At 28.3% G+C, this 22,636-nt stretch carries 22 protein-coding genes; 4 read left to right on the plus strand and 18 right to left on the minus strand.

What is annotated here, in order from left to right:
* Window positions 1–74 precede the first annotated feature (74 nt).
* The 4 genes from GXK56_RS22695 to GXK56_RS22710 form a co-directional block, all read right to left on the minus strand.
* On the minus strand, window positions 75–1,838 hold the full coding sequence (locus GXK56_RS22695; protein ID WP_160691724.1) for an NADH-dependent [FeFe] hydrogenase, group A6: 1,764 nt from the start codon (window positions 1,836–1,838) through the stop codon (window positions 75–77).
* A complete protein-coding gene (locus GXK56_RS22700; protein WP_160691726.1) occupies window positions 1,832–3,667 on the minus strand; it encodes an NAD(P)-binding protein in 1,836 nt (611 codons plus the stop codon). Before GXK56_RS22700 ends, GXK56_RS22695 begins: the two co-directional genes overlap by 7 nt.
* Before the next feature lie 446 nt (window positions 3,668–4,113).
* Entirely contained in the window at window positions 4,114–4,638 is a 525-nt protein-coding gene (locus tag GXK56_RS22705; protein WP_160691728.1) for a QueT transporter family protein, read from the minus strand.
* A gap of 337 nt (window positions 4,639–4,975) precedes the next feature.
* On the minus strand, window positions 4,976–5,383 hold the full coding sequence (locus GXK56_RS22710; RefSeq protein WP_160691730.1) for a (deoxy)nucleoside triphosphate pyrophosphohydrolase: 408 nt from the start codon (window positions 5,381–5,383) through the stop codon (window positions 4,976–4,978).
* Window positions 5,384–6,253: 870 nt separating this feature from the next.
* On the opposite strand from GXK56_RS22710, the gene GXK56_RS22715 reads away from it, so the two are divergent.
* Together GXK56_RS22715 and GXK56_RS22720 are read left to right on the plus strand one after the other, a co-directional pair.
* The gene (locus tag GXK56_RS22715) at window positions 6,254–8,338 is read left to right on the plus strand and encodes an ATP-binding protein (protein WP_160691732.1); all 2,085 of its coding nucleotides are present in this window, start codon (window positions 6,254–6,256) and stop codon (window positions 8,336–8,338) included.
* 39 nt (window positions 8,339–8,377) lie between these two features.
* Entirely contained in the window at window positions 8,378–9,337 is a 960-nt protein-coding gene (locus tag GXK56_RS22720; RefSeq protein WP_160691734.1) for a diguanylate cyclase, read from the plus strand.
* A 229-nt stretch (window positions 9,338–9,566) separates the two neighbouring features.
* Here the strand turns inward: GXK56_RS22720 and GXK56_RS22725 are convergent, their stop codons facing one another.
* Together GXK56_RS22725 and GXK56_RS22730 are read right to left on the minus strand one after the other, a co-directional pair.
* Window positions 9,567–10,172, minus strand: coding sequence for a TlpA disulfide reductase family protein (locus tag GXK56_RS22725; RefSeq protein ID WP_160691736.1), 606 nt, complete (start codon window positions 10,170–10,172; stop codon window positions 9,567–9,569).
* Between the two features lie 74 nt (window positions 10,173–10,246).
* Window positions 10,247–10,924: a cytochrome c biogenesis CcdA family protein gene (locus tag GXK56_RS22730; protein WP_160691738.1), complete on the minus strand. Its 678-nt coding sequence runs from the start codon at window positions 10,922–10,924 to the stop codon at window positions 10,247–10,249.
* A gap of 292 nt (window positions 10,925–11,216) precedes the next feature.
* Here GXK56_RS22730 and GXK56_RS22735 point away from each other — a divergent pair, with 292 nt between their 5' ends.
* On the plus strand, window positions 11,217–11,807 hold the full coding sequence (locus GXK56_RS22735) for an HD-GYP domain-containing protein (protein ID WP_160691740.1): 591 nt from the start codon (window positions 11,217–11,219) through the stop codon (window positions 11,805–11,807).
* 192 nt (window positions 11,808–11,999) lie between these two features.
* Window positions 12,000–12,635 carry a DUF3793 family protein gene (locus GXK56_RS22740; protein ID WP_160691742.1) on the plus strand — a complete coding sequence of 212 codons (636 nt, stop codon included), beginning with the start codon at window positions 12,000–12,002 and terminating at the stop codon, window positions 12,633–12,635.
* A 304-nt stretch (window positions 12,636–12,939) separates the two neighbouring features.
* Here GXK56_RS22740 and trxA read toward each other — a convergent pair whose 3' ends face one another.
* The 12 genes from trxA to GXK56_RS22800 all read right to left on the minus strand — a co-directional run bounded on the left by trxA (window position 12,940) and on the right by GXK56_RS22800 (window position 22,546).
* Complete coding sequence (trxA, locus tag GXK56_RS22745) at window positions 12,940–13,257, minus strand: thioredoxin (RefSeq protein WP_160691744.1); 318 nt, start codon at window positions 13,255–13,257, stop codon at window positions 12,940–12,942.
* Window positions 13,258–13,387: 130 nt separating this feature from the next.
* Window positions 13,388–14,068: a Crp/Fnr family transcriptional regulator gene (locus GXK56_RS22750; RefSeq protein WP_160691746.1), complete on the minus strand. Its 681-nt coding sequence runs from the start codon at window positions 14,066–14,068 to the stop codon at window positions 13,388–13,390.
* A 247-nt stretch (window positions 14,069–14,315) separates the two neighbouring features.
* Entirely contained in the window at window positions 14,316–14,513 is a 198-nt protein-coding gene (locus GXK56_RS22755) for a hypothetical protein (RefSeq protein WP_207710286.1), read from the minus strand.
* Window positions 14,514–14,943: 430 nt separating this feature from the next.
* Window positions 14,944–15,330 carry a hypothetical protein gene (locus GXK56_RS22760; RefSeq protein ID WP_347707974.1) on the minus strand — a complete coding sequence of 129 codons (387 nt, stop codon included), beginning with the start codon at window positions 15,328–15,330 and terminating at the stop codon, window positions 14,944–14,946.
* A 37-nt stretch (window positions 15,331–15,367) separates the two neighbouring features.
* Complete coding sequence (locus GXK56_RS22765) at window positions 15,368–16,186, minus strand: SH3 domain-containing C40 family peptidase (protein ID WP_160691750.1); 819 nt, start codon at window positions 16,184–16,186, stop codon at window positions 15,368–15,370.
* Between the two features lie 110 nt (window positions 16,187–16,296).
* Window positions 16,297–17,211, minus strand: a complete 915-nt coding sequence (locus GXK56_RS22770) for an LD-carboxypeptidase (protein WP_160691752.1) — start codon at window positions 17,209–17,211, stop codon at window positions 16,297–16,299.
* A 151-nt stretch (window positions 17,212–17,362) separates the two neighbouring features.
* Window positions 17,363–18,442, minus strand: a complete 1,080-nt coding sequence (locus tag GXK56_RS22775; RefSeq protein WP_160691754.1) for a dipeptide epimerase — start codon at window positions 18,440–18,442, stop codon at window positions 17,363–17,365.
* 155 nt (window positions 18,443–18,597) lie between these two features.
* Complete coding sequence (locus GXK56_RS22780) at window positions 18,598–19,290, minus strand: HAD family hydrolase (protein ID WP_160691756.1); 693 nt, start codon at window positions 19,288–19,290, stop codon at window positions 18,598–18,600.
* A gap of 142 nt (window positions 19,291–19,432) precedes the next feature.
* The gene (locus GXK56_RS22785; RefSeq protein ID WP_160691758.1) at window positions 19,433–19,888 is read right to left on the minus strand and encodes a GNAT family N-acetyltransferase; all 456 of its coding nucleotides are present in this window, start codon (window positions 19,886–19,888) and stop codon (window positions 19,433–19,435) included.
* Between the two features lie 477 nt (window positions 19,889–20,365).
* On the minus strand, window positions 20,366–21,166 hold the full coding sequence (locus GXK56_RS22790) for a class I SAM-dependent methyltransferase (protein ID WP_160691760.1): 801 nt from the start codon (window positions 21,164–21,166) through the stop codon (window positions 20,366–20,368).
* A 347-nt stretch (window positions 21,167–21,513) separates the two neighbouring features.
* The gene (locus tag GXK56_RS22795; protein ID WP_160691762.1) at window positions 21,514–21,978 is read right to left on the minus strand and encodes a GNAT family N-acetyltransferase; all 465 of its coding nucleotides are present in this window, start codon (window positions 21,976–21,978) and stop codon (window positions 21,514–21,516) included.
* Between the two features lie 97 nt (window positions 21,979–22,075).
* Entirely contained in the window at window positions 22,076–22,546 is a 471-nt protein-coding gene (locus tag GXK56_RS22800) for an NUDIX domain-containing protein (RefSeq protein ID WP_160691764.1), read from the minus strand.
* Between the last annotated feature and the right edge of the window lie 90 nt (window positions 22,547–22,636).

The raw sequence follows: 22,636 nt of genomic DNA on the forward strand, positions 1-22,636 counted from the left end.
TAATTTTAACAATGGAGGCTTGCATTTTCTATGCGTTAATTTTTTTACGCTTACTCTTTATTTAGTAATATCAATTATTGTTCATCTTCATCATCTATTTCACGTCTAGGTGATAATGGCATTTCCCAAGCTGTATGATCAGTATGAAGAAGTTTATGTGCTTTATGTGATAATGGCTTTTCCATATAATCCTCGTAAAGTTTAACAATAGAAGGATTTTCATGAGAAAATCTTAGAGTAGACTTTTTATCAAGTCCATATAAATTTTCTGCTCTGTCTCCTGCGAGTTCCAATCCATCTGAAATAGGTTGGCCTCCTCCACCAGAACATCCACCAGGACAAGCCATAACTTCAACAAAATCATAGTCAACCTTTCTTTTTCTAAGTGCATTGATAAGCTTTCTTGTATTTCCAAGTCCACTTACTATTGCAACCTTTATTGGTATACCTGTAATTTCAAAAGTCTTTTCTTTCCATCCCTTCATTCCTCGTACTTCTTTAAAAGCATCTGGATCTGGATTAGTACCTGTTGCTAAATAATATGCAGATCTAAGTGCTGCTTCCATAACTCCACCTGTAGCTCCAAAAATAACACCAGCTCCTGAACCAACTCCAAGTGGCATATCAAAAGCTTCGCCTTTTAAATCCTTAGGAATAATATGCTCTGCTCTTATCATTCTATCTACTTCACGAGTTGTAAGCACTAAATCTACATCTTGTCCAGCTCCAGCATCATTCATTACTGATATTTCACTTTCATGCTTTTTAGCTATGCATGGCATAATTGAAATAGAATAAATTTTAGATGGCTCTACATTTAAAAGTTTTGCATAATAGCTTTTTGCAACAGCTCCAAACATTTGTTGTGGTGATTTAGCTGTTGAAAGCTGTCCTACCATATCAGGATATTGAGATTTTATAAATCTTACCCAACCTGGACAACAAGACGTAAACATTGGAAAAGTATTATTATCTTTATTTTTAAGCTTTTCTAAAAATTCGCTTCCTTCTTCCATTATAGTAAGATCTGCACTAAAATTTGTATCAAAAATGTAGTTAAAGCCCATTCTTCTAAGTGCTGCAACTAAACGTTCTACTGTTGCTTCTTCCCGAGATAGTCCTAGTGCTTCTCCCCATGCAGCTCTAACTGCTGGAGCTATTTGCACTACAGTTATTTTGTCTGGATCTGCAAGTGCTGCAAAAGCTTTTTCAGTATCATCTCTTTCCCTAAGTGCTCCTACAGGACAATGAGTAATGCATTGACCACATAGTGAACAATCTGAATTTTTAATCCTTCTATTATATGATACATCAACTGTTGTTCTTGATCCTGTATTTGCAACATCCCATATATTAAGACTTTGAATTTTATCGCATACTTGAATACAACGCATGCACTTAATACATTTACCAGCATCACGTATTAATGGAAAACTTTCATTCCAAACATAAGGTTCTACGTTTCTTTCAAAATTTAATTTAAATATTCCCAAATCATTAGAAATTTCTTGTAGACTGCAATTACCACTTCTTACGCAATATGCGCAATTACAATCATGTTGTGATAAAATAAGTTCTACATTTGTCTTTCTAGTTTCCCTAACTCTAGGACTATTTGTAAATATCTCCATGCCTTCTTCAGCCATATTGTTACAAGCTGGAAGAAGCTTATCTTTTCCTTTTACTTCAACAACACATACACGACATGCACCTATTTCATTTATTTCTTTTAAATAACAAAGACTTGGGATAGGAATGCCAGCAAGTTTTGCTGCATCTAAAATGGTAGTACCCTCTTCTACTTGTATTGCAATATTATCAATTTTTAAAGTTACCATTTTTTAACCCTCCCCCCTTTGAACACTCCATATCCAAAGTGATCACATCTCAAACATCTAAATGACTCTTGATGTGCTTCTGCACAGGTCATTCCATGTTCTATTAGTTCAAAATCATTTTTGCGCTCTATTGCATCTCTTTCTAACATATTTACTCTTCCACAAGCAGGTCTATCATCTAGTCTTGCTGTAGGGATTTCGACATCTGTTCTAATAATATGGTTATAACCTAAATAATTATCTATATTTGCAGCTGCTACCTTACCAGCTGCTATTGCTCTTATAACAGTGGCTGGACCAGTTACACAATCACCACCTGCAAATATTCCCGGCTCATTTTCTATTTCACTTGAACTTAAAGCATCAATAACTCCTTTTTTAACTGGAACTCCATATTCAGCAAAATGCCTTGATTCAATACCTTGTCCTATTGCAACTATTACTATATCACAAGGAATTCTTTCTTCTGCTTCTTCTGAATCCACAATTGTTGGACGCCCACTTTGATCAATTTTACTAATCATTTGAGGCTTAACCCATAAAGCCACGACATTACCATTGTCATCACTTTCTATTCTTATAGGAGCTTTAAGAGTTAATATTTCACAGCCTTCTGCAATAGCACCTTCTACTTCATCAGGTAATGCAGTCATGTCTACTTTTCTACGCCTGTATACATTAAATACTTTAGAAGCACCAAGTCTAATTGAAGATCTTGTAACATCCATAGCAACATTTCCGCCACCAATTACAACAACAGTTTTATCTTTAAAGCTAGGAAGTTTATCATCACCTATTGCACGAAGCATTTCTACAGCTGAAATAACTCCTTTACTTTCTTCTCCTTCAATTCCAATTTTCTTATCAGTATGTGCTCCAATTGCAATATACAAAGCATCATATTGATTTTTTAGATCTATCATAGAAATGTCTTTTCCAATTCTAATTCCACTTTTTACTTCTATACCTGTTGAAAGTATAGCTTCAATATCTTCATCTAACCTTTTTCTAGGAAGACGATAATTTGGAATTCCATATCGTAGCATTCCTCCAAGCTTTGATTTTTCTTCATATATTACAACTTTATGGCCCATGAGTGAAAGAAAGTATGCAGCACTTAACCCACCAGGTCCACCACCAATTACTGCAACTTTTTTACCAGTTGCTGGTGCACATACAGGTACTGGAACCTTTCCTGCATGATCAACAGCATACCTTTTTAAACCACGGATATTTATTGAATCATCTATCATATTACGTCTGCATCTTGCTTCACATGGGTGTTCACAAATAAGTGCACAAGCAGTTGGAAATGGGTTGTCCTTCCTAATAAGACGAACAGCATCAGCATATCTTTCTTCTGATATTAATGCTATATAACCTGGAATATCTACTCCTGCAGGACATAATGCAACACAAGGAACAGGCTGATCTAAATTGCAAATACATCTTTTATTTACTATATGTTCAACATAATCATTTTTAAAGCCTTTTACACCCTTAAGTACCATATTGGCAGCTTCGTAGCCTATTGCACAGTCAGCAGAATTTAAAATTACTCTAGCAGTCTTTTCTATTAAATCAATAGTGTCTAAAGTAGCATTACCATTTAAAACATCATTAAGTAAGTTTTCTAATTGTCCTAGTCCAACTCTGCAGGGAACGCATTTTCCACAGGTTTGAGCATGACATAACTTTAAAAAAGAAGATGCCATATCAACTGGACAAAGACCTGGTGGACTGGCAATAATTCGACGTTCTAAATCCTTATAAAGGCCTTCAATTACAGTTTGGGCTCTATTTGGTGTTGCAATATCAAGTCTACTCATTTTAACTCCTCTCTGCATGATTCTCATGCTTAGCAAAATAGTATAAAATTATTCTTTGTGTAAACATTTTCTTATCTTATTATACAATATTTTCAGAAAATTCTCAAAATATATTTTGTAATTTGTCTATGATTTAAGAAAGATAAATATCTTTGTATTCGAAATAAAATAAAAATTTTTCATTATATAAAAATTTTTCATTATATAAAAATTTTATTCATATGTTCATTACATTATGTTAAAACAATAACTAATTTATCAATTTAAAATCCTTTTACCTTATTTCTCACTCTAAGAATCTTATACCTTAATTCAATTTGGAAATTTAAATAACATAAACAAATCTTAAATATGCTACTTGAAAATTCCTTTAGAATAAAATGCTCGCTCTCAAGTTAAAAAATCATCAACTTGAGAGCGAGCATTTTGTTAAATATATAATTACATTAATTGTTGTTTTCAACAGTGTTTTTAGAAACTAACAATTTTTCATATTTATTTTCTATGAACTTTATTATTGGAACTCCAACCATAGTAACTACAACAAATTCACCAATTGCAACTTCCGCTGCTGATAATACAAGTGGAAGTTCATAAAGGATATTTAACATCCATCCAATTATTATACCGTTAAAAATTGTAGGCCATAAAGATGCTATTACTAACGAAATCTTATTAGATTTTATATATTTTCTTGTAAGTGAAATTGCATAAACACTTATAAATGTAGCTAAGGTTCCTACAATAGCATCCATTACACCATTAGGTCCAAGTATATTTGCAATAAAGCATCCAAGAGTAAGTCCTCCAATATAAAATGGATCAAAGAAAGCTAATAATACCATTATTTCAGATACTCTAAATTGTATTGCTCCATAGCTTATAGGTGCAAGCACAAGTGTTATAACTGCATAGAGTGTAGCTATAATAGCTGTTCTAACCAGCCTATTTACTGTTTTTTTGTTTTCCATGTAAAATCCTCCATTTATAAATTATATTATTTCAATCAATAGTGCCTTCTACTTTATAATATCCAAAATAGGCATAAAAAAAATCGCAGATATACCTACCTACGATAAATAAACTCGACAAAAATAAAAGATTTAATTAATAAAAATTAACAAATCTTTATATGTTGCTATTTTACCGTAGTTTTATTTAAAGTCAGGAGGCTTTCGAACTGACTGATATTAATTTTTACCAGTGAATTATATCAAATTGATAATTTAAATACAAGTTATATTATTTTAAAGCTTAATTGCAAACTCTGTAATTTCTTGTTAATATAAATAAATATTATAGTATTAATTATGAATTTGTTAATAATATACCTTTATTTACTTTTAATTCTTCAATTACTAATGTATCTGCTGGAACCCATTCTAATTGATCCAATTCCTCTAATCTAAGCCATTTAGAATCATTATGTGCATTTAAATATAATTGACCTCCACATATGTCACATATAAAGCAATGCATCTTAAGACGGAAATCAGGATAATCGTAATCTATTGTTGTTAAATAACTAGATATATTAATATCTAATTCTAGTTCTTCTTTTATTTCTCGTCTTAGAGCTTCACCTCTTGTTTCACCTAACTCCATTTTACCGCCTGGAAATTCCCACATATTTTTATAATCTCCTGCACTACGACAAGTAGTTAGAATTTTATCATCTTTTTTTATAATTGCTGAAACTACTTCAATTGTTTTCAAAGCTCTCCCCCCTCAAATCAATTCATAATTATACTATAATTTTCAATAAATTAATACTATCTTTAAGGAAATATTGCTATATTAATTTGTTTACTATTCTTTTGCTAAATAGTAAATTAAAATACTAAAAAGTAATTTTACACAAATTGAAAACCACCAATTAGTTTATTTTTTTAACTAATTGGTGGTTAAGCTATACCTAACCCTTTTTTGAATTGAATTGGTTCTATAAGAATTTTAATCACCCTTCTCTTTGCGAGTATTTTCTAAGTTAATTACAATTTAGCCTTTGTAATTAATTAGATATATTCTTAATATTGTATAGGTTAAATTGAAATTTCTTTGCTATTAGTATTTTAGATATATACTTTCTTCGAGTAGCTAAGATAACTAATAAGTAATTTGTTTTTCTGTTATTTTACTTTATTTACTTCTACCCAAATCCTCCGTTGATTTGCTGCCTCTAGTTTCAATTTAGTAAAATAACCTTCAAAATGATTACTTCATAAAATTTAAAACTGGAATTAGTATCATCTAAAATAGCATTGGCTAAAATCATTTAATAATTTTTAAGATGTTAATTAAAAATTTAAATTTTTGTAATTAGTGAATCTATATTATAGGGTTAGGCGCTTTGAAGAAATTTCTTTCTTCTTACTAACATTATAACACGCAAATTGTCAGAATACAATGTATTTTCTGATAATTTATAAACTTTTCCTACTTTTCGACTTATATGATCATAAGTAAATAATCTATTTTACTGAATTGTGTGTTATAAATTAGCAATTGTTTCAACATTTAATTAATTCCTATGAAGGAAAAAAGTTCCTTAATGTCGAACTTAAAACAATATACACGTAGGTTTAGATGAAAGGTTGGATAAGTATGAATGGTGATTTCGAATCAAAAACTCATCTATTAGCTATTTTAGACAATATACCATTTATGGCTTGGTATAAAGACATAAATGGCATATTTGTAGCTGTAAATCGACCCTTTGTAGATGGCTGTGGTAAAGCTAAGGAAGAAATTATAGGTAAAAATGATTTTGATGTGTGGCCTTATGAACTTGCTTTAAAATATGTTAAAGATGATTTAGATGTAATACAGTCTAAAAAAGAGAAAATTGTAGAGGAACAATTTGATTACCAAACAAGTAGTATTGGTTTTGAAACTTATAAATCTCCTGTATTTGATGATGAAGGTAATGTAATTGGAATTATAGGCCTCTCTAAAAATGCTTCAGAAAAAAATCCTATTACAATGATTTGCTCACATATAGATATAACCGAGAGAAAACTCATAGAAGAAGAATTTAAACAAAAAGAATTAATACTTTCAGCTGCTGCTTTTTCAATTAAAGAACTTTTACAAAACAGAAACTATTTAAATGCACTTTACAACTCTTTTGAACTTATAGGAAAAGCAACTCGAGTAGATAGAATATATCTATTTATTAATACTTATGATGATAAAGGTATTTATACTAGTCAAAAACTTCAATGGAATTTAGTAAAAAAACGATTTCAATCAAATGATATTATTTTTCAAAATATTCCATTTGAAGATATAGATGATTTTATATTTGAATTAAAAAATAATAAATCCCTATATGGTATTACGAGAGAATTACCCTCTTCACAAACTAAAGAATTCTTAGAATCAAGAAATGCAATTTCATATATGATACTACCTATTTTTGTTGAAAATACTTTTTGGGGCTTCATTGGTTTTGATCAGTGCCAATATGAAAGACATTGGAAAGAATCAGAATTTTCAACTTTAAGTGCATTTAGCAGTTCTATAGGAAAAACCATAGAAAGGCATTTAACAGAAAAAGCTTTAGAAACCTCTAGACAAAATGCTGAAACTGCCAATATGCTTAAGAGTCAGTTTCTAGCTAATATGTCCCATGAAATTCGAACTCCTATGCATGCCATTCTTGGATATACTTCATTACTGAAAGATATTGTTAAAAACGAAGAAAGTATTAATTATTTAAATGCAATTCAAAAGGCTGGAAACATGCTTATGAATTTAATAAATGACATACTTGATTTATCTAAAATCGAAGCTGGGAAATTAGAGCTTCAGCTAAGTTATATTGATATTAAACGATTATTGGATGATATTAAAGAATTATTTTCTTTAAAAATAGAAAATAAAAATTTAGTATTTAATATTTATATTGACCCCAAAATACCAAAAACAATTTTAATTGATGAAGTTCGTATAAGGCAGATACTATTTAATCTGGTTGGAAATGCAGTTAAATTCACACATTATGGTTCAATAAATTTATCTTTAAAAGTATCTAATATTAATGAAAATGACAATTTGATTTCTTTGATATTTGAAATAAGAGATACTGGTATTGGTATCCCAGAAGATCAACAAGCCTCAATCTTTAATCCTTTTAAACAAAAGGATGGACAAAATAACAAAAAGTATGGAGGTACAGGCCTTGGCCTTTCTATTTCTAAGAGATTAGTAGATATGATGAATGGTTCATTAACATTAGTCAGTAAGGTTAATGAAGGTTCAACTTTCATAGTTGAGATTCCTAACATTTCTATTGGCAGTTTTAGTGATAAAATAAATAATTCCGATACATTAAATTATGAAGACCGCATTATAAACAATGATGTTAGCATTAATAAAAATGAAATTAGTGATACAGAGCCTATACGCTTAGAAATGCTATTAAAAATGAATGCTTTGAAAGAAAGTTTATGGTCAGATTGTATTAATAAAAATCGTGTTAATGATATGAAGGAATTTGCAGCTTTAATATTAGAAATTGGGTGCGAATATAGTCATCATAATACTATTGAATATGCTAAATCCCTAGAGTATCATATAAATAATTTTGATCTTAAAAACACAAAAGAATTATTAAACAAATTCCCTACTCTACTTGAAGTTTATAACTCCAGCATTATTAAAGAATAAAAGTTTAGATTTTACTTATTACATGGAGGAAAATGTTATATGATAAAAATTGATAATAAACAAGTTAAGATACTTCTTATAGATGATACTCCAGTTAATTTAGAAATTGCTGGTAAAATATTAGAACAAGAAGGTTATGATATTTATATTGCAGAAAGCGGTTATACTGCGCTTTCACTCATTAAGTATATTGATTTCGACCTAATTTTATTGGATATAATGATGCCAGAAATGGATGGCTTTGAAACATATAAAAAAATGAAGGAGCATGAAAATTTTAATGACGCACCTGTAATTTTTTTAACTGCAAAAGTAGATATTGAAAGTGTTGTTAATGGATTTGAACTTGGCGCTGTAGATTATATAAGAAAGCCCTTTTACGGATTAGAGCTTAAAGCAAGAGTCAGAACCCATGTTGAGTTAAAAAAAATGAGAGAAGAATTAGAAGAAAAAAACAAAAAACTATCTAGTGCGTATGGAAAATTAGAAGTCATTGCAACTACTGACCCACTAACAAGCCTTTCCAACCGTAGAGAAGTAACTAAAAAATTAAATGAAGAACAAATCAGATTTCAACATAATAATACACCATTTTCAATTATAATAGCCGATATTGATTACTTTAAAAATGTTAATGATACTTATGGTCATAATAGTGGTGATTATATTCTAAAAACTTTAGCCCAAATATTAAAAAACAGTTGCCGTAAACAAGATATCATTTCTAGATGGGGTGGCGAAGAATTTCTTTTATTACTGCCTGGAACAAATGCTTATGGTGCAACTGTATTAGCTGAAAAACTCAGATCTAAAATAGAAAACACTACTTTTGATACAGGTGAATATAAAATAAAGGTAACTTTAACTTTCGGAATAAATGTTTATGACAAAAGTCAAAATATAGATACCTTAATCTCAAAAGCCGATAGCGCATTATATGAAGGTAAACAAAGAGGTAGAAACTGTGTGGTTATTTATGACAAATTAGATTTAATATAATCAAATAAATCTCTAATTCTCTCATAAATCCATAGATAATGAAAAATAAAAAGGTTATTGTATATAAAAATTTTCAGTAAAAAGCAATAGCCTTTTTATTTTGAATTTATTTACTCCTGGACTTTATGTAACTTAAAAATTTTTTCTAAGTTGATATTAAAAAATGACAAAATTAAAACTGCATAAACTAAAATTCACTTTAATTTAATGCAGTTTCACTGTAATTTAATTATGCTTCTAGAAGCAATTCTATTTGTTTTTCTAATTCTTCTTCTGAAATTACTCCTGCAGAATTATCTTTAAAAATATTTCCTTCTTTATCAATAAAAATTGTTCTTGGTATAGAATTAATACTATATTTATCTGCGGCATCTAATTTACTATCATACAAAACATTCATATCATACTTATTATTTTTTATATATTTTTGAGCTGTAGCTAAAGTTTCTCTATTTCCATCGGTTAAGTTAATCATCAAAATTGCTATTTTATCTTTACTATATTTTTTTGACATTTCATTAAATCCAGGCATTTCAGATTTACAAGGTCCACACCAGCTAGCCCAGAAATTTAATACAACAGGTTTTCCTATGTAATCTGATAATTTAACTTCATTTTGATTTTCATCATATACAGTAAAGTCTTTTGCTTTAACTTTTACTTTAATTTTATCATTTTTTGAGCCTTCCTCTTGAGTTTTTAAATTTTCATTTACTATATTTTTTTTATCATATTTTGAAGCTAGACTTCCATATCCAAAATATGCTACTACTAAAAATATAGAAAAACTTAGAAAACCTACAACAAAGACGATTAATTTTTTATTACTATTCATAAAGTCCTCCAATTATTAATGTAATTTATTTTCTTACCGCTTAATTATAGTGATGAAATTATTTATTTTTACTCCTAAAAGGTTAATAAAGCTAAAAATTTATTTAAATGACCTGTCATCATAAAAATACCTATTATAACAAGAACTAAACCTGAACTTATATTAATAATTTTATAATTTTTCTTTATAAAATTAAATGCTTCTTTTAATTTGTCTAGTAATATTGCACATATTACAAAAGGTATACCAAGTCCTAAGCTATAAATCAAAAGCATTATAGTTCCCTTAAAAGTTTCCTGTGAATTTACTGCTATCATTAATGCAGCACTTAAAAAAGTTCCAATACAAGGTGTCCAACCAATTGCAAAAATCATACCAAATGCAACTGATGAAAAAAATTTAAAAGTTTTAATTTTATTTTCAAGCTTTAAACTTTTATCCAATAACTTAATTTTTAATATTCCCATGTAATTAAGCCCAAATATTACAATTAAAAGCCCACCTATAAAATTTAAAGCAAAACTCTGCTCCTTAATAAAACTACCAAAGGTTCCAGCAAGTGTCCCTAATAATGTGAAGATTATTGTAAAGCCAAGTACAAATCCCAATGAATTTATAAAAGCATTATATTTTTTATTATCATTATCTTCGTTTCCACCTATAAAATATGATATATATAGTGGCAATAAGGGTAATATACAAGGGGAAATAAACGTTATAATTCCTTCTAAAAATAGTAATAAGTATTCCATATGCATCCTTTCTCTTTTAAGTTCAATTAATTATTATTATTACATAGTATTATAAACCATTTCCTATTCTTATACTATAAATGATTTTTAATAATTTTGTAAGTGATTAAGTCACATTAGAATCAATTCTTAGACAATTGATATCCATTATCATTTACATTTCATTTCCCATATGCTATATTGTTTTTAGAATAAAACTACTACAAGTTAGAAGCTATTGAAAATTATAAATTTTTAGCGAATTACTGTCGCTTCTTTAAAACTCTATAAATTTAAGTAAGGGATTGATGAAATGAAAATAGATCTAGAGTTATATCATGATATAATAGAAAGTTTAGCTGCTGCTCTTGATGCAAAAGATGTGTACACATCTGGCCATTCTACAAGAGTTGGAAATATGGCATATGATTTAGGTATAAAATTAGGGATTGATGAGCATAATTTACATATGATACATATTGCTGGTCATTTACATGACATAGGTAAAATAGGAGTACCAGATAATATTTTAAAAAAAGAAGGAAAACTTAATTCAGAGGAATGGAAGCTTATGCAAAGTCATTCAGAAATAGGTTACAACATATTAAAAAAAGCAAATAGCTTAAGAGATATTTCTCATATAGTTTTATACCACCATGAAAAATGGAATGGTACTGGATATCCAAGAGGCCTAAAAAATGAAGAAATACCTATAGGCTCTCGAATAATAGCTTTATGTGATTCTATTGATGCTATGAGAAGTAATCGTCCATATCGAAAAATTGTCTCTAATAATGAATGTTATATGGAAATTATAAAAAATAAAGGAATAATGTATGATCCTGAAATTACTGATTGTTTAATTGATAACTGGAATAATATTGTGCTACCCCACTATTCATAACAAAAATATAACAATTAAATCTTAAAACAAAAAAATTTATTTATAAATCTTGACAAAAGTGGTTGGATATTATATTATCTTATTGAGAATGATTTTCATTTTATATGTATAAAAATATTTGTAAATAAAAATAATATATTTAATAAAACATATAAAACTATTCCAAACAAATAATTTTGGTGGTGATATTAATTGAAACATTTAGATTTTTATAGGAAATTAAATTCCATGGACAGCAAAGAATATATAGAAACATTTTTAGTATATAATTTATCCCTAGTGATTGCAGGAATTAAGCCAGCTATTACTTTGACTATTAAAACAAATAATCTAAAGTTATATAATAGTTGGAATGAATTTGGTATTGATTTTCTCCAATCGTCAAATTTAAAATTCATAGAACTTAGAAAAAGTGATGACTCTATTATAGTTATGATTTATGATGAGTTATTATTAAAAAAAGATTTAAATGAAAAATCACATAAAGAGTTTTTATTTAATATGGGATATCCTAAAAATGCATGTATTGATGATTGTATAAAAACACTAAAAGCTAGATATGAAAAATATCACTGCCCTCATGAACTTGGATTGTTCTTAGGAATCCCCTTTAAAGATGTTAGAGATTTTATGGAATGTACAACAAAAAAGTGTTTATTGTGTGGATATTGGAAAGTATACAATGATAGCAAGAAAGCAAAAATGATTTTTACTAAATATGATAAAGTTAAAGAATATACCATTGAAAACCTACTTGAAGGGAATTCATCGCGTGACCTCGCTTTAAGTATAAGAAATTATTTTCATAAGGAAGCTAAATATATATAGCTCCTCCAAATTATATATATTTAGCACAAAATAAATAGATAATTAAAATTTCATTTTTCTCACTATAAATTTTCACACTACCATGAATATTAGGTAATTAACCACCATAATTTAATCTTTTCAGTTCACACACGCTGAAAAATTAAAATGAAACTTAATATTATATGTTTTCTTATTCACAATAAACAACATTTCATAAAATTTATATAAATAGCCTGTTACAAAATCATTTCATTTGGTAACAGGCTATTTTAATCTTATGCATAATATAGTTTATTACTTATAAACTATATAAAAATATCTTTTATAAATACGAATTTACCTTTTTAGTGATATTTTGCTCAGGCATAAATCCTGCCAAACTTTCTACTGGAACTCCATCCTTAAATATAATCATAGTTGGAACAGCTGATATTCTATATTTTTGAGCTATATTAAGATTCTCGTCTATGTCTACTTTAAAAAATTTAGCTTTATCACCCATTTTATTGCTAACACCTTCAAATACTGGTCCTAACATTTTACATGGACCACACCAAGTTGCAAAGAAATCCACTACTACAACTCCTTTAGTATTTTCAACATTTTGAACAAATTCATTGCTATCTATTATTTTTGCCATATTTAACTCCTCCAATTCATTAAATAATTATATATACTTCATGCTTTAATTATAATTTTATTATCATATTGCTTCTGTGACTTAATCACAATAAAAAATCTTATTATATTTCCCTTTTTTATAAGTTAAACTATAAAATATCTTTTAAATTTTTTACTATAATTATTTTTCCTCTTCCTAGCTCTATATATCCTCTTTTTTCTAAGCTTTTAAGCTTTCTGCTTACAACTTCCCTGGCTGAGTCAATTTCAAAAGCTAATTCGCTATGGGTAGTATATATTATTTTGCTATTCTTGTTTATGAGTAATTTTAAAAGTCTTGTTTCCAGGGATTCATGAACAATTTCTTCTTTATTTTCTATTACTGTAATAAATTTTTTATATAAATCCCCATAGATATAGGTTAAAAATTCATTATCTTTAATTAAATATGATCTAGCTATATCTAATGGTATTATACACACTTCTGAATCCTGAACTGCTTTTCCTGTTATATTTAAAGATTCAAAGTTAGATATACAACTTAAGGCCTCATGACAAAACTCTCCATGGCCTATGTTATATAAATTAGTTTCTTCTCCTTCGGCATTAATTCTTTGGATTTTTATAGTTCCGCTTAGAACAAATAATATTCCAACACAAGCTCCTTCTGTAGCTTTTACATATTCATCCGCATAAACAGTTTTAAAAATTGCTTGATTATTTATTATATTATTATTCTTATGATTAATTGTATTAAGTATTGGATAATTTTTATATAAAGCTTCAATTTTTTTTATTTTTTCATTTTCTACTGCATTATAATTAGTCATAGTCCTTCCTCCATACAATCTTATTATATATATAATATCTATTATCTTCTGTAACTTAGTCACATATTATATTAATATTATGGCAGCTTAGTTTTAGAATGGCAATAAATTATCATTATTACTTTACATAATATTACTTAAGTTGATTTATTTCCTCATACTTTTTATTAAAATTACAAAAGTAAAAGATATAAAGTGTATAAATACACTTTACATCTTTTACTTTTATCATAATTTATTTATTATTTTAATATAAATGTCTGCCTGTATACATACGAAATAAAATACATAATTTTAATTTTTCAGCTTCATTCATATTTATTTCATCATATACATATTGATTATTACATACTTTATCTTTTCTTATTTTTTCTACACAAAATTTTATTTTTGCCATAACTTTTCCTAAAATGTTCATACTATTTCCTCCTGCTAATTTACCCATAGCTCACTCCGTATTTTTTAGAATTCCTTTCCTTGAATATTTTTTAATTTCTCTTGTTACCATGTTTTTTACCTCCTCAAAATTGATGAATAGTTTATATTTAATTAAACTATAATAATATTGTACTAATTACAGATTATAGAAGCTATATAAAAAATGATTATAATTAAACTTTCCTAGAGTTATCTAGATTTCTACAAGAAATCTTCATAAATTAGTAACTGTGACTAATTTTTATATGTAATTATTTTAGTAAATATATAAAACAAAAATCACATATCAAAGCAAGGAATAATTTTGCTTTGATATGTGATTTTATTAATAAATTAATAACTATTATTTTTTCTCAAGTTTCTAAATTTATATAATTTATGTTTTTATTATTCAAAATTTATCTTATAGTTTTTAGTTAAAAAATAGTAAATAACTATTAATAATATGGATAATAATATGGGTATGGGTAAGGCGGTAAAATTGGATAAGGTAATAAAGATAAAGCCGCTAATGTAGCAAGTGGAAAGGCTTGCCTTCTAAAACGTCTAAATCTTCTTCTTGGAGGACCATAATTATTATAATATTGTCTTTGTCCTTCACTCTTAGTTTCGCCTTCCGGCTCCATCATGTCTTCTCCAACTAATACAATAATCCTATCTGGATCCACATTTTCAATAATGCCATCAATTTCATTTCCATCTTTCATTTTTAAAATAGCATGATAATACATACATCTTTTACACTCATCATATAAACCTTTTAAATCTCTGTAATAGTCTTCTTTTTCTAAATCCATTTTTTGACCAACTCCTTTCGCTACCATTATATTCAAGTTTGAGTAAAATGGTTCTGTCAGCTTATTAAAAAATACTCCCAAAACGCTTAGGAGCTTGGCTTAAATATTTATCATAATTATTTACATTTTTATTGAGATTGTTTATTTTCACTAAATCATTATTTGTTGATGAATGAATATAATTTCCATTTTCTAAATACATGGCAACATGTCCAGGGAAAAAAATCAAATCTCCTTTTTTAATATTTTCAAAAGGAATTTCTTTTATTGGAAATCCTTCTTTAATTTCAGCATCCCTATATATTAATACACCATTTAACATATATGCCATGGAGCAAAGACCAGAGCAGTCTATTCCCAAGGGAGTTTTCCCACCCCATCTATATTGAGTTCCTAAATAGCTTAAAGCAGCTTTTGCTAAATTTTCTCTTAAGTTCCTTTCATCCTTAATATCATATTTTAATATTAATTTTGATATGAAACTCTTTTTAACCCACCCAGCTTTTAAATTAGGCAGCTTTACTTTTATAAACCTTCCATCTTTACTCATCTGTCCTGTTGAAATTAAAATTCCGCCTCTTGTTAGACTTGCTATTTTATAGGATGATACCTGAGGTTTGTTAAGAATATCAGCAAAAGAATTTATAATTACAGCATTTTTTTCACTTTCCCATAACTTACCTATTTCATCGTCAATTATTAAATTATCTCCATTTATATATCCTTCATATTTATAATGTGTTCTTACATAAAACCAATTATCTTTCTCCTCATTTAGTATTTCAACAATCATTCCAAACAACACTTCATCCATACTTTCTGTGTTTTCTTTTGGTCCTCTTTTCAGTTCTCCTATGGCTTTATTAATAATGGCATATGTCATTTAACTATTTCTCCATTCGAATTCAATATGATATTTATTTAATTTTCATTCTGTACTGGTAAATGTAACTAATACTTTTATTAATATTCTTTAAATAAGTTAATATAATTCTAAAATACAATAAGCTCATTATTTTCAGTATCCATATTTACTTTAGCACCAAGAGGAAGGCTTATAGTAGGTAAACAGTGACCACAAGCTATATTATAAATAGTAGGCTTATTTTCTGGAATTATTAGTTCTTCAAAGATTTCCATTAAGCTTAAACTATTGTTACCTTCTTTAGTCTCACATTTTGTCCACGAACCTAAAATAATGCCTTCTGCATCTTTAAATTTTCCACATTGTTTTAATTGAAGCAGCATTCTATCAATTTTATAAGGTGTTTCATCTACATCTTCTAATAATAATATTTTTCCTTTTGTATCAAGCTCATAAGGTGTCCCCATAGTGGATGCAATTATTGAAAGATTTCCTCCAACTAACCTTCCTTTAGCTTTTCCTCCTACTAAAGTTTTTATTTCCAGTCCCTTAGGGTTTTTGAGGATTCCTAATGGATCATGGCTAAATATATTTTTCTTAAAATACTCCATTGTATAATCATCTACACCCTTATAAAATTCTGTAGATGCCATTGGAGTGTGAAAAGTTATAAGTTTACATTTTTCATTAAATACATTGTGAAGCACAGTTACATCGCTATAGCCAGCAAAAACCTTTGGATTTTTTTTTATCATTTCATAATCCAACATATCTAAAAGTCTACTGGCACCATATCCTCCACGGATTGCAAAAATCCCCTTTATAGTTTTATCTTGAAACATTGTATTTATATCCTTTGCCCTAATTTTATCACTTCCAGATAAAAAGCCATGTTTTCCATTAACACTTTCGCCTAGAACTACTTTTAAACCTAATTCCTCCATTGCTCTGATAGATGGTTCTAATCTATCTTTAGCTATAGGACTTGAGGTTCCAATTAAAGCTATTTTATCTCCTATTTCTAATGGCTTTGGTCTTATCATTTACTTTACTCTCCCAAAAACAAATCACTATCCTAAAATGTATTCTTCATGTTGCTTTATAATTACTGTAAATTGATATTCTAATATATTTTTTCTCGTGTCATTTACTTACTATGAAAGTGTATAAAAATAATCATATTAGTTAACCTAATTAAATTTTGACTACATCATCAAAACCTAAGCCAGCTTTCACGCTCATTTTAATGCTTTCATTTTTGAATACTGGGCCTCCATTTATAGGATCTACTTTACAAAGCGCTGGTCCATCCAAATCCACCATAGTTATTATTTTTTTGGCTGCTCCAAGATTAGCTGCAGCACTAACACTTATTTTACTTTCAAGCATACATCCTATCATACATTCTACTCCAAAAGCTTCTGCTATATTACATAGCTTTAATGCATTGAAAATTCCACCTGTCTTCATAAGCTTTATATTAATTAAATCTGCTGCCTTGTGTTGAATTATTTTAATTGCATCTAATGGCGAAAAAACACTTTCATCTGCTAATATTTTTGTAAATGTATTTTGAGTTACATACTTCATACCTTCTAAATCCCAATATTTCACTGGCTGCTCTATTAACTCAATATTTAAATCTCGATCTTCTAAAGCTCTTATTATCCTAACAGCCTGTTTACTAGTCCAACCTTGATTAGCATCAACACGAAGCATAACATTTTTCCCAACAGCTTTTCTTATTTCAGAAATTCTTTCAATATCTTTATTACCTTCTTTTCCTACCTTTATCTTTAAAATATTAAAACCTTCATTAACAGCCTTTACGCTATCTTGAACCATTTCATCTATATCATTTGCACTAATTGTAATATCTGTAGTTATTTCTTTTCTATATCCTCCAAGAACTTTATAAAGAGGTGCATTTAGTTTTTTAGCATATAAATCATATACAGCCATATCAACGGCAGCTTTTGCACTAGTATTTTTTAAGATGCTGGCGTTAATCTTATACATTAAGTCTTCTAAATTATCTATTTCCATGCCCATAATTGATGGTTTTATATAATTTAGTATTACTGATTTAATAGATTCCTTTGTTTCACCTGTTATGACAGCTGTTGGAGCTGCTTCCCCATAACCTGTTTCACCAGTATCAGTTATAATTTTTACTACAATATCATTAACGGCGTCAACTGTTCTAAGTGCGGTTTTAAAAGGCGTGACTAAAGGAACTAAAATTTCCGATACTTCAATATTACTAATGACCATTTTTATCCTCCCTACGCAAGAAATATAAAAATAATAAATGAAGTCACTACATTTTATTCAAAACATAGTGACTTCATTCTTGTTGAATACAAAACTATTTTATTTTATCTTAAATTCATTTAAAATCTCAGCCAAAACATTAACTAAAAATAAAATTAGCGTATTATCTCTCTTAACCTTAATAAATCTTTTGAAGAATATTTCACTTCATTTATCTTTTCATTAGCTCTAACGAGAACACCTTTTATTCCAGCTCTTTCTGGGCCATTAACATCAGCTAATAAACTATCTCCTACCATCCATACATTTTTAGGATGTTTAGCTTTATTTAATGCAAATTCATAAATTTTCATATTAGGTTTTTCAAATCCAACATTAGCTGAAGATATACAATCAGTAATATACTTTCCCAATCCTAATGACTCAACTATATATGGTAATTCTGGTATATGGTTAGATAATATAATATTCCTCCATCCATTTAACTTAAAATATTTAAGGGTTTCTATAGAATCGCTATACAATGTAAATTCATCTGGTTTTGCTAATTCCATATGGGCTTGTCTTGCAAAATTACTAAGTTTACATTCATCTATAGAAAGTTCTTTATATGCTTCTTCAAATAATTTTTCTACAAACTTCCACCACTCTCCATTTATAGTTAGGTGGGAGTAATCTTTTTCACAATCTTGCCATGGTATCCCAGGAATTTTCAGCTTTTTAATTTGTTCTATTGTAATTTCTGTATCTGGTTCATTTTGCAATATAACTTTATGTAGAGCTTTGCTAATCATAAAATCGTTATATGCTAAAGTACCTTGAAAATCCCAAAATATAACTTTATTCATAATATTCCTCATATTCCTCTAAATCCATATTTATTATTCAATCTAATTTATAACTTTCATTTCTGATCTTCTTGTAACTCGCCTCCTATCAATACCAAAACTTTATAACATTAGTAATATAAGCTGTAATGGAGAGGATAAATTATCGTTCCATTAGAAAATGTACTACTTTTACATTTCCATCCATAGTCGTTCCATTTATTGTAAATCCACACTTCTTTATATAGAAATTTATATTCTCATCTTTGTCTGCAGGTGTTATTAATGTTATTTTACTCCAATCTTTATAATAATCTAACATGTATTTAACTGCTTGTGTGCCAATACCTTTGCCTTGGTATTTAGGAACTACACAAAGACATCCAAGATAATACTCTCCTTCTCCTCTGTTTTCAACTGAAATAACTCCAATTGGGGTATTCTTACAATAAATAATAATTTTAGGAAATCTTTCAATAGACGCTTCCATGTTTTCTTTTGTCCTGCCATAAGCAGGGCATTCTCCATATTTAATATAATCATCATAAAATGATGCATTATAAATTTCTATTAACATGGTTGCATCTTCTTTTTTTGCTTTAATAAATTTTAAACTCATAACACTCCTATTCCTTCTCAAGTACAAAAGTTTCAAAAGCTTTAATAGCTTTGTCTCTCATATTGAAATCATATATACCGCTATTTAATAATCGAATTGTAAAAAACATATTTTCCTATATAAAAAATAAGAAGTTGACTCAACTATAAGTTAACATCCTATTGTAAAATACGATCTCATGTTAATGTTTCTTTTAAAATAAATAGTTACCTATTTATCTCCATGAGTCAATCCTGCATTATTTAACTATACCTTTTCATAGTGGTTTTTAACAACTCAAACTACAAAACCTTACTCAGCATCGCTGATTTAATTTATCTGGTATAACGTAGACTTTAGTAAAATATAAATTTAGAATACTATGTATAAAAGGCTTACACTCATTGAGGCAAGCCTTCCTATATTATTTATTTCAAATTATTAACTAAGAATCATATTTACTAGTTAAGTATTATTAAGTTCAATACATTCACTCATTTATTTATTTTTTTTTGCCCATATAATAGCTCTATATGTGTTTTCATTGATTGGGTTCCTGTTGTAATCTCCGAATTCATTCACAACTTTAAATCCTGATTCAGTTAGCCATTTGTGAACCTGTTCCAAAGTAGGGATATGCTTTTCCCAGGTTTCATGGATAGTTTCATGTCTGCCATCTGGTATATCAATTTCAGTAAATCGTCTTCCATATGCTATCTGAGTATTTACATCATATCCATCTCCTACAACTATGTGCTTTCCATATACACCAGAACTATCTGTTCCTTCGAAAATTACACGCCCATTATCTTTTGAAAATATTTCCTCTGGATGCGCAAACATACCGAAATCTAAGAAAATATACTCACCAATATTCAAGCTAGAAGCAGCCTTTTGTATAAAAAGCTGTTGTGCCTTATCATATGGCATATCCGCCTCAACATTATGAAGTAAATTCCCAGCAAGTACAACAACATCATATCCACTTTCCCAGTCTCCGCTTACTGCATCCATACAGCAGTACTGTAGGTTTTTAAGTTCCTTCGCTTTGTCCAGTATATATGCTAACCTTTCTTCATCCATATCAAAACCTTTAGTGTCGTGTCCTGCTAATGCAAGTGGTACGAGAATACGACCACCCCCGCATGCAATTTCCAACACTTTTTTGTTTTTACCTCCAATCAATGAAAGAAGTAAGTTAATATCATCTATTCCAGTTTCATTAATTTCATATATTTCAGCATACCATTTTCTATAAATATTCATTATTTCATTATCTTTACATACTATTTTTGACATATAAATCCTCCCATTATTTATGGAGGGTTATAATATACTAGCCCTCCTTATTTTTTGCACTATATTTTTCTTATTCATATAAAATCACCCTTTCTTTAAGATTATATATCGTAACATATTTGCATATGAAACAATTAAGTTTTGTACATATATCTTTCTTATATATTGCACAAGCTTATTAGATAATCACATAACTTGCTTTGTCAATATATACAATTATAGCATATTATACCAATAATAAGTGTAAATTCTCACTATATCAAACTAATAATATGTAGTTGCAATTTCTAAATCCTTATTTTACTTTATCAGTTAAGTAAATTAATAACATAGACTATTCAGTTATTTTATAACTGAAATTCCATTGGAGTATATAATATTCCATTGAAATCTTGTTGTATATTTAAATCCTTAAATCCCATAGCATGATAAAACGGCACAGCATGAGGAGAAGCATTTAATGTTATTTTTTCTACTTGTCTCTCCTTCAATAATGAAATAATATGTCTAAATAACATTGATGCAATTCCCTTTCTATGATACTCCTTATTCACAAAAAGACATGACACATTATTATTTCGGCTTAAGGATATAATTCCAACAAGTTTTTCTTTTGAATATGCACCATACATAATCTGCGTACCATTTTTAAAGCATTCCTTAAAATCTTTAGATTCAATAAAATTAATTCTAAAGGTATTTACTCCTTCTTTACTGTAATTAGGTGAAATAAATTCAGAAAATGTACTCCAAATTAGAGAAAATGCTTTATCTAATTCTTCATAATTCACTTTTTTGATTAAATAATCCATATTCTACTTCCTCCAAGGATTTTTGTTATTCGTACTATTTACTATTACCTTTTATAATAAGATTTCGAACTGAAGGTTATGAATAACATGCTCCATATTATTCTTTAGTAACAATATGTTCAATACCAACTGTACTGCCTAATAATTTAGTTTTAAAAAATTGTGGAATTATATTCATCTTATTTAAACTTTCAATAGACAACCAATGCAGACTTTCTTTCGAACCTTGGTCTGTAAAATGTCTACAATGTAAATCTATATTAGTATTTTCTTTCATTAAGAAATAAAAGACAATTTCATGATGATGTTCTCCTGCTATTTCGAAAAATCTTTCTTGAATAAAGGAAAGTCTATCAATTTCAAATTCAATTCCTGTTTCCTCATAAGCCTCACGGATAACAGCTTCCTCTGAGGTTTCATTTATTCTAACCTTTCCCCCAACTGTATAATAACATGGATAATCTTCATGCTTTGCCATAAGCAATTTATTGTCTTTGATAATAATTGCCGCAACCCTATAAATAAAGCAGCTTTGATTTGTTTTAAATACTATATCTTTCTCTTCCACATACATACTCCTGTTTGCTATAATATAAAAATTCTTTTCTTCATCATAATTTACTTTTATTCATTTGCTACTAAATCTCATTGGGTTAAT

The sequence above is a fragment of the Clostridium sp. C2-6-12 genome (assembly GCF_009928485.1).
In the GTDB taxonomy this organism is placed as follows: Bacteria; Bacillota; Clostridia; order Clostridiales; family Clostridiaceae; genus Clostridium.

Bases quoted from the DNA above. Each gene is read 5' to 3' on its own strand.
- GXK56_RS22790 (WP_160691760.1), bottom strand. From the start codon at position 21,166: ATGTCAAAAATAGTATGTAAAGATAATGAAATAATGAATATTTATAGA.
- GXK56_RS22750 (WP_160691746.1), bottom strand. From the start codon at position 14,068: ATGACTAATTATAATGCAGTAGAAAATGAAAAAATAAAAAAAATTGAA.
- GXK56_RS22735 (WP_160691740.1), top strand. From the start codon at position 11,217: ATGAAAATAGATCTAGAGTTATATCATGATATAATAGAAAGTTTAGCT.
- GXK56_RS22715 (WP_160691732.1), top strand. From the start codon at position 6,254: ATGAAAGGTTGGATAAGTATGAATGGTGATTTCGAATCAAAAACTCAT.
- GXK56_RS22770 (WP_160691752.1), bottom strand. From the start codon at position 17,211: ATGATAAGACCAAAGCCATTAGAAATAGGAGATAAAATAGCTTTAATT.
- GXK56_RS22695 (WP_160691724.1), bottom strand. From the start codon at position 1,838: ATGGTAACTTTAAAAATTGATAATATTGCAATACAAGTAGAAGAGGGT.
- GXK56_RS22785 (WP_160691758.1), bottom strand. From the start codon at position 19,888: ATGAGTTTAAAATTTATTAAAGCAAAAAAAGAAGATGCAACCATGTTA.
- GXK56_RS22705 (WP_160691728.1), bottom strand. From the start codon at position 4,638: ATGGAAAACAAAAAAACAGTAAATAGGCTGGTTAGAACAGCTATTATA.
- GXK56_RS22720 (WP_160691734.1), top strand. From the start codon at position 8,378: ATGATAAAAATTGATAATAAACAAGTTAAGATACTTCTTATAGATGAT.
- GXK56_RS22730 (WP_160691738.1), bottom strand. From the start codon at position 10,924: ATGGAATACTTATTACTATTTTTAGAAGGAATTATAACGTTTATTTCC.
- GXK56_RS22700 (WP_160691726.1), bottom strand. From the start codon at position 3,667: ATGAGTAGACTTGATATTGCAACACCAAATAGAGCCCAAACTGTAATT.
- GXK56_RS22765 (WP_160691750.1), bottom strand. From the start codon at position 16,186: ATGACATATGCCATTATTAATAAAGCCATAGGAGAACTGAAAAGAGGA.
- GXK56_RS22780 (WP_160691756.1), bottom strand. From the start codon at position 19,290: ATGAATAAAGTTATATTTTGGGATTTTCAAGGTACTTTAGCATATAAC.
- GXK56_RS22755 (WP_207710286.1), bottom strand. From the start codon at position 14,513: ATGGGTAAATTAGCAGGAGGAAATAGTATGAACATTTTAGGAAAAGTT.
- trxA (WP_160691744.1), bottom strand. From the start codon at position 13,257: ATGGCAAAAATAATAGATAGCAATGAATTTGTTCAAAATGTTGAAAAT.
- GXK56_RS22775 (WP_160691754.1), bottom strand. From the start codon at position 18,442: ATGGTCATTAGTAATATTGAAGTATCGGAAATTTTAGTTCCTTTAGTC.
- GXK56_RS22760 (WP_347707974.1), bottom strand. From the start codon at position 15,330: ATGGTAGCGAAAGGAGTTGGTCAAAAAATGGATTTAGAAAAAGAAGAC.
- GXK56_RS22795 (WP_160691762.1), bottom strand. From the start codon at position 21,978: ATGGATTATTTAATCAAAAAAGTGAATTATGAAGAATTAGATAAAGCA.
- GXK56_RS22725 (WP_160691736.1), bottom strand. From the start codon at position 10,172: ATGAATAGTAATAAAAAATTAATCGTCTTTGTTGTAGGTTTTCTAAGT.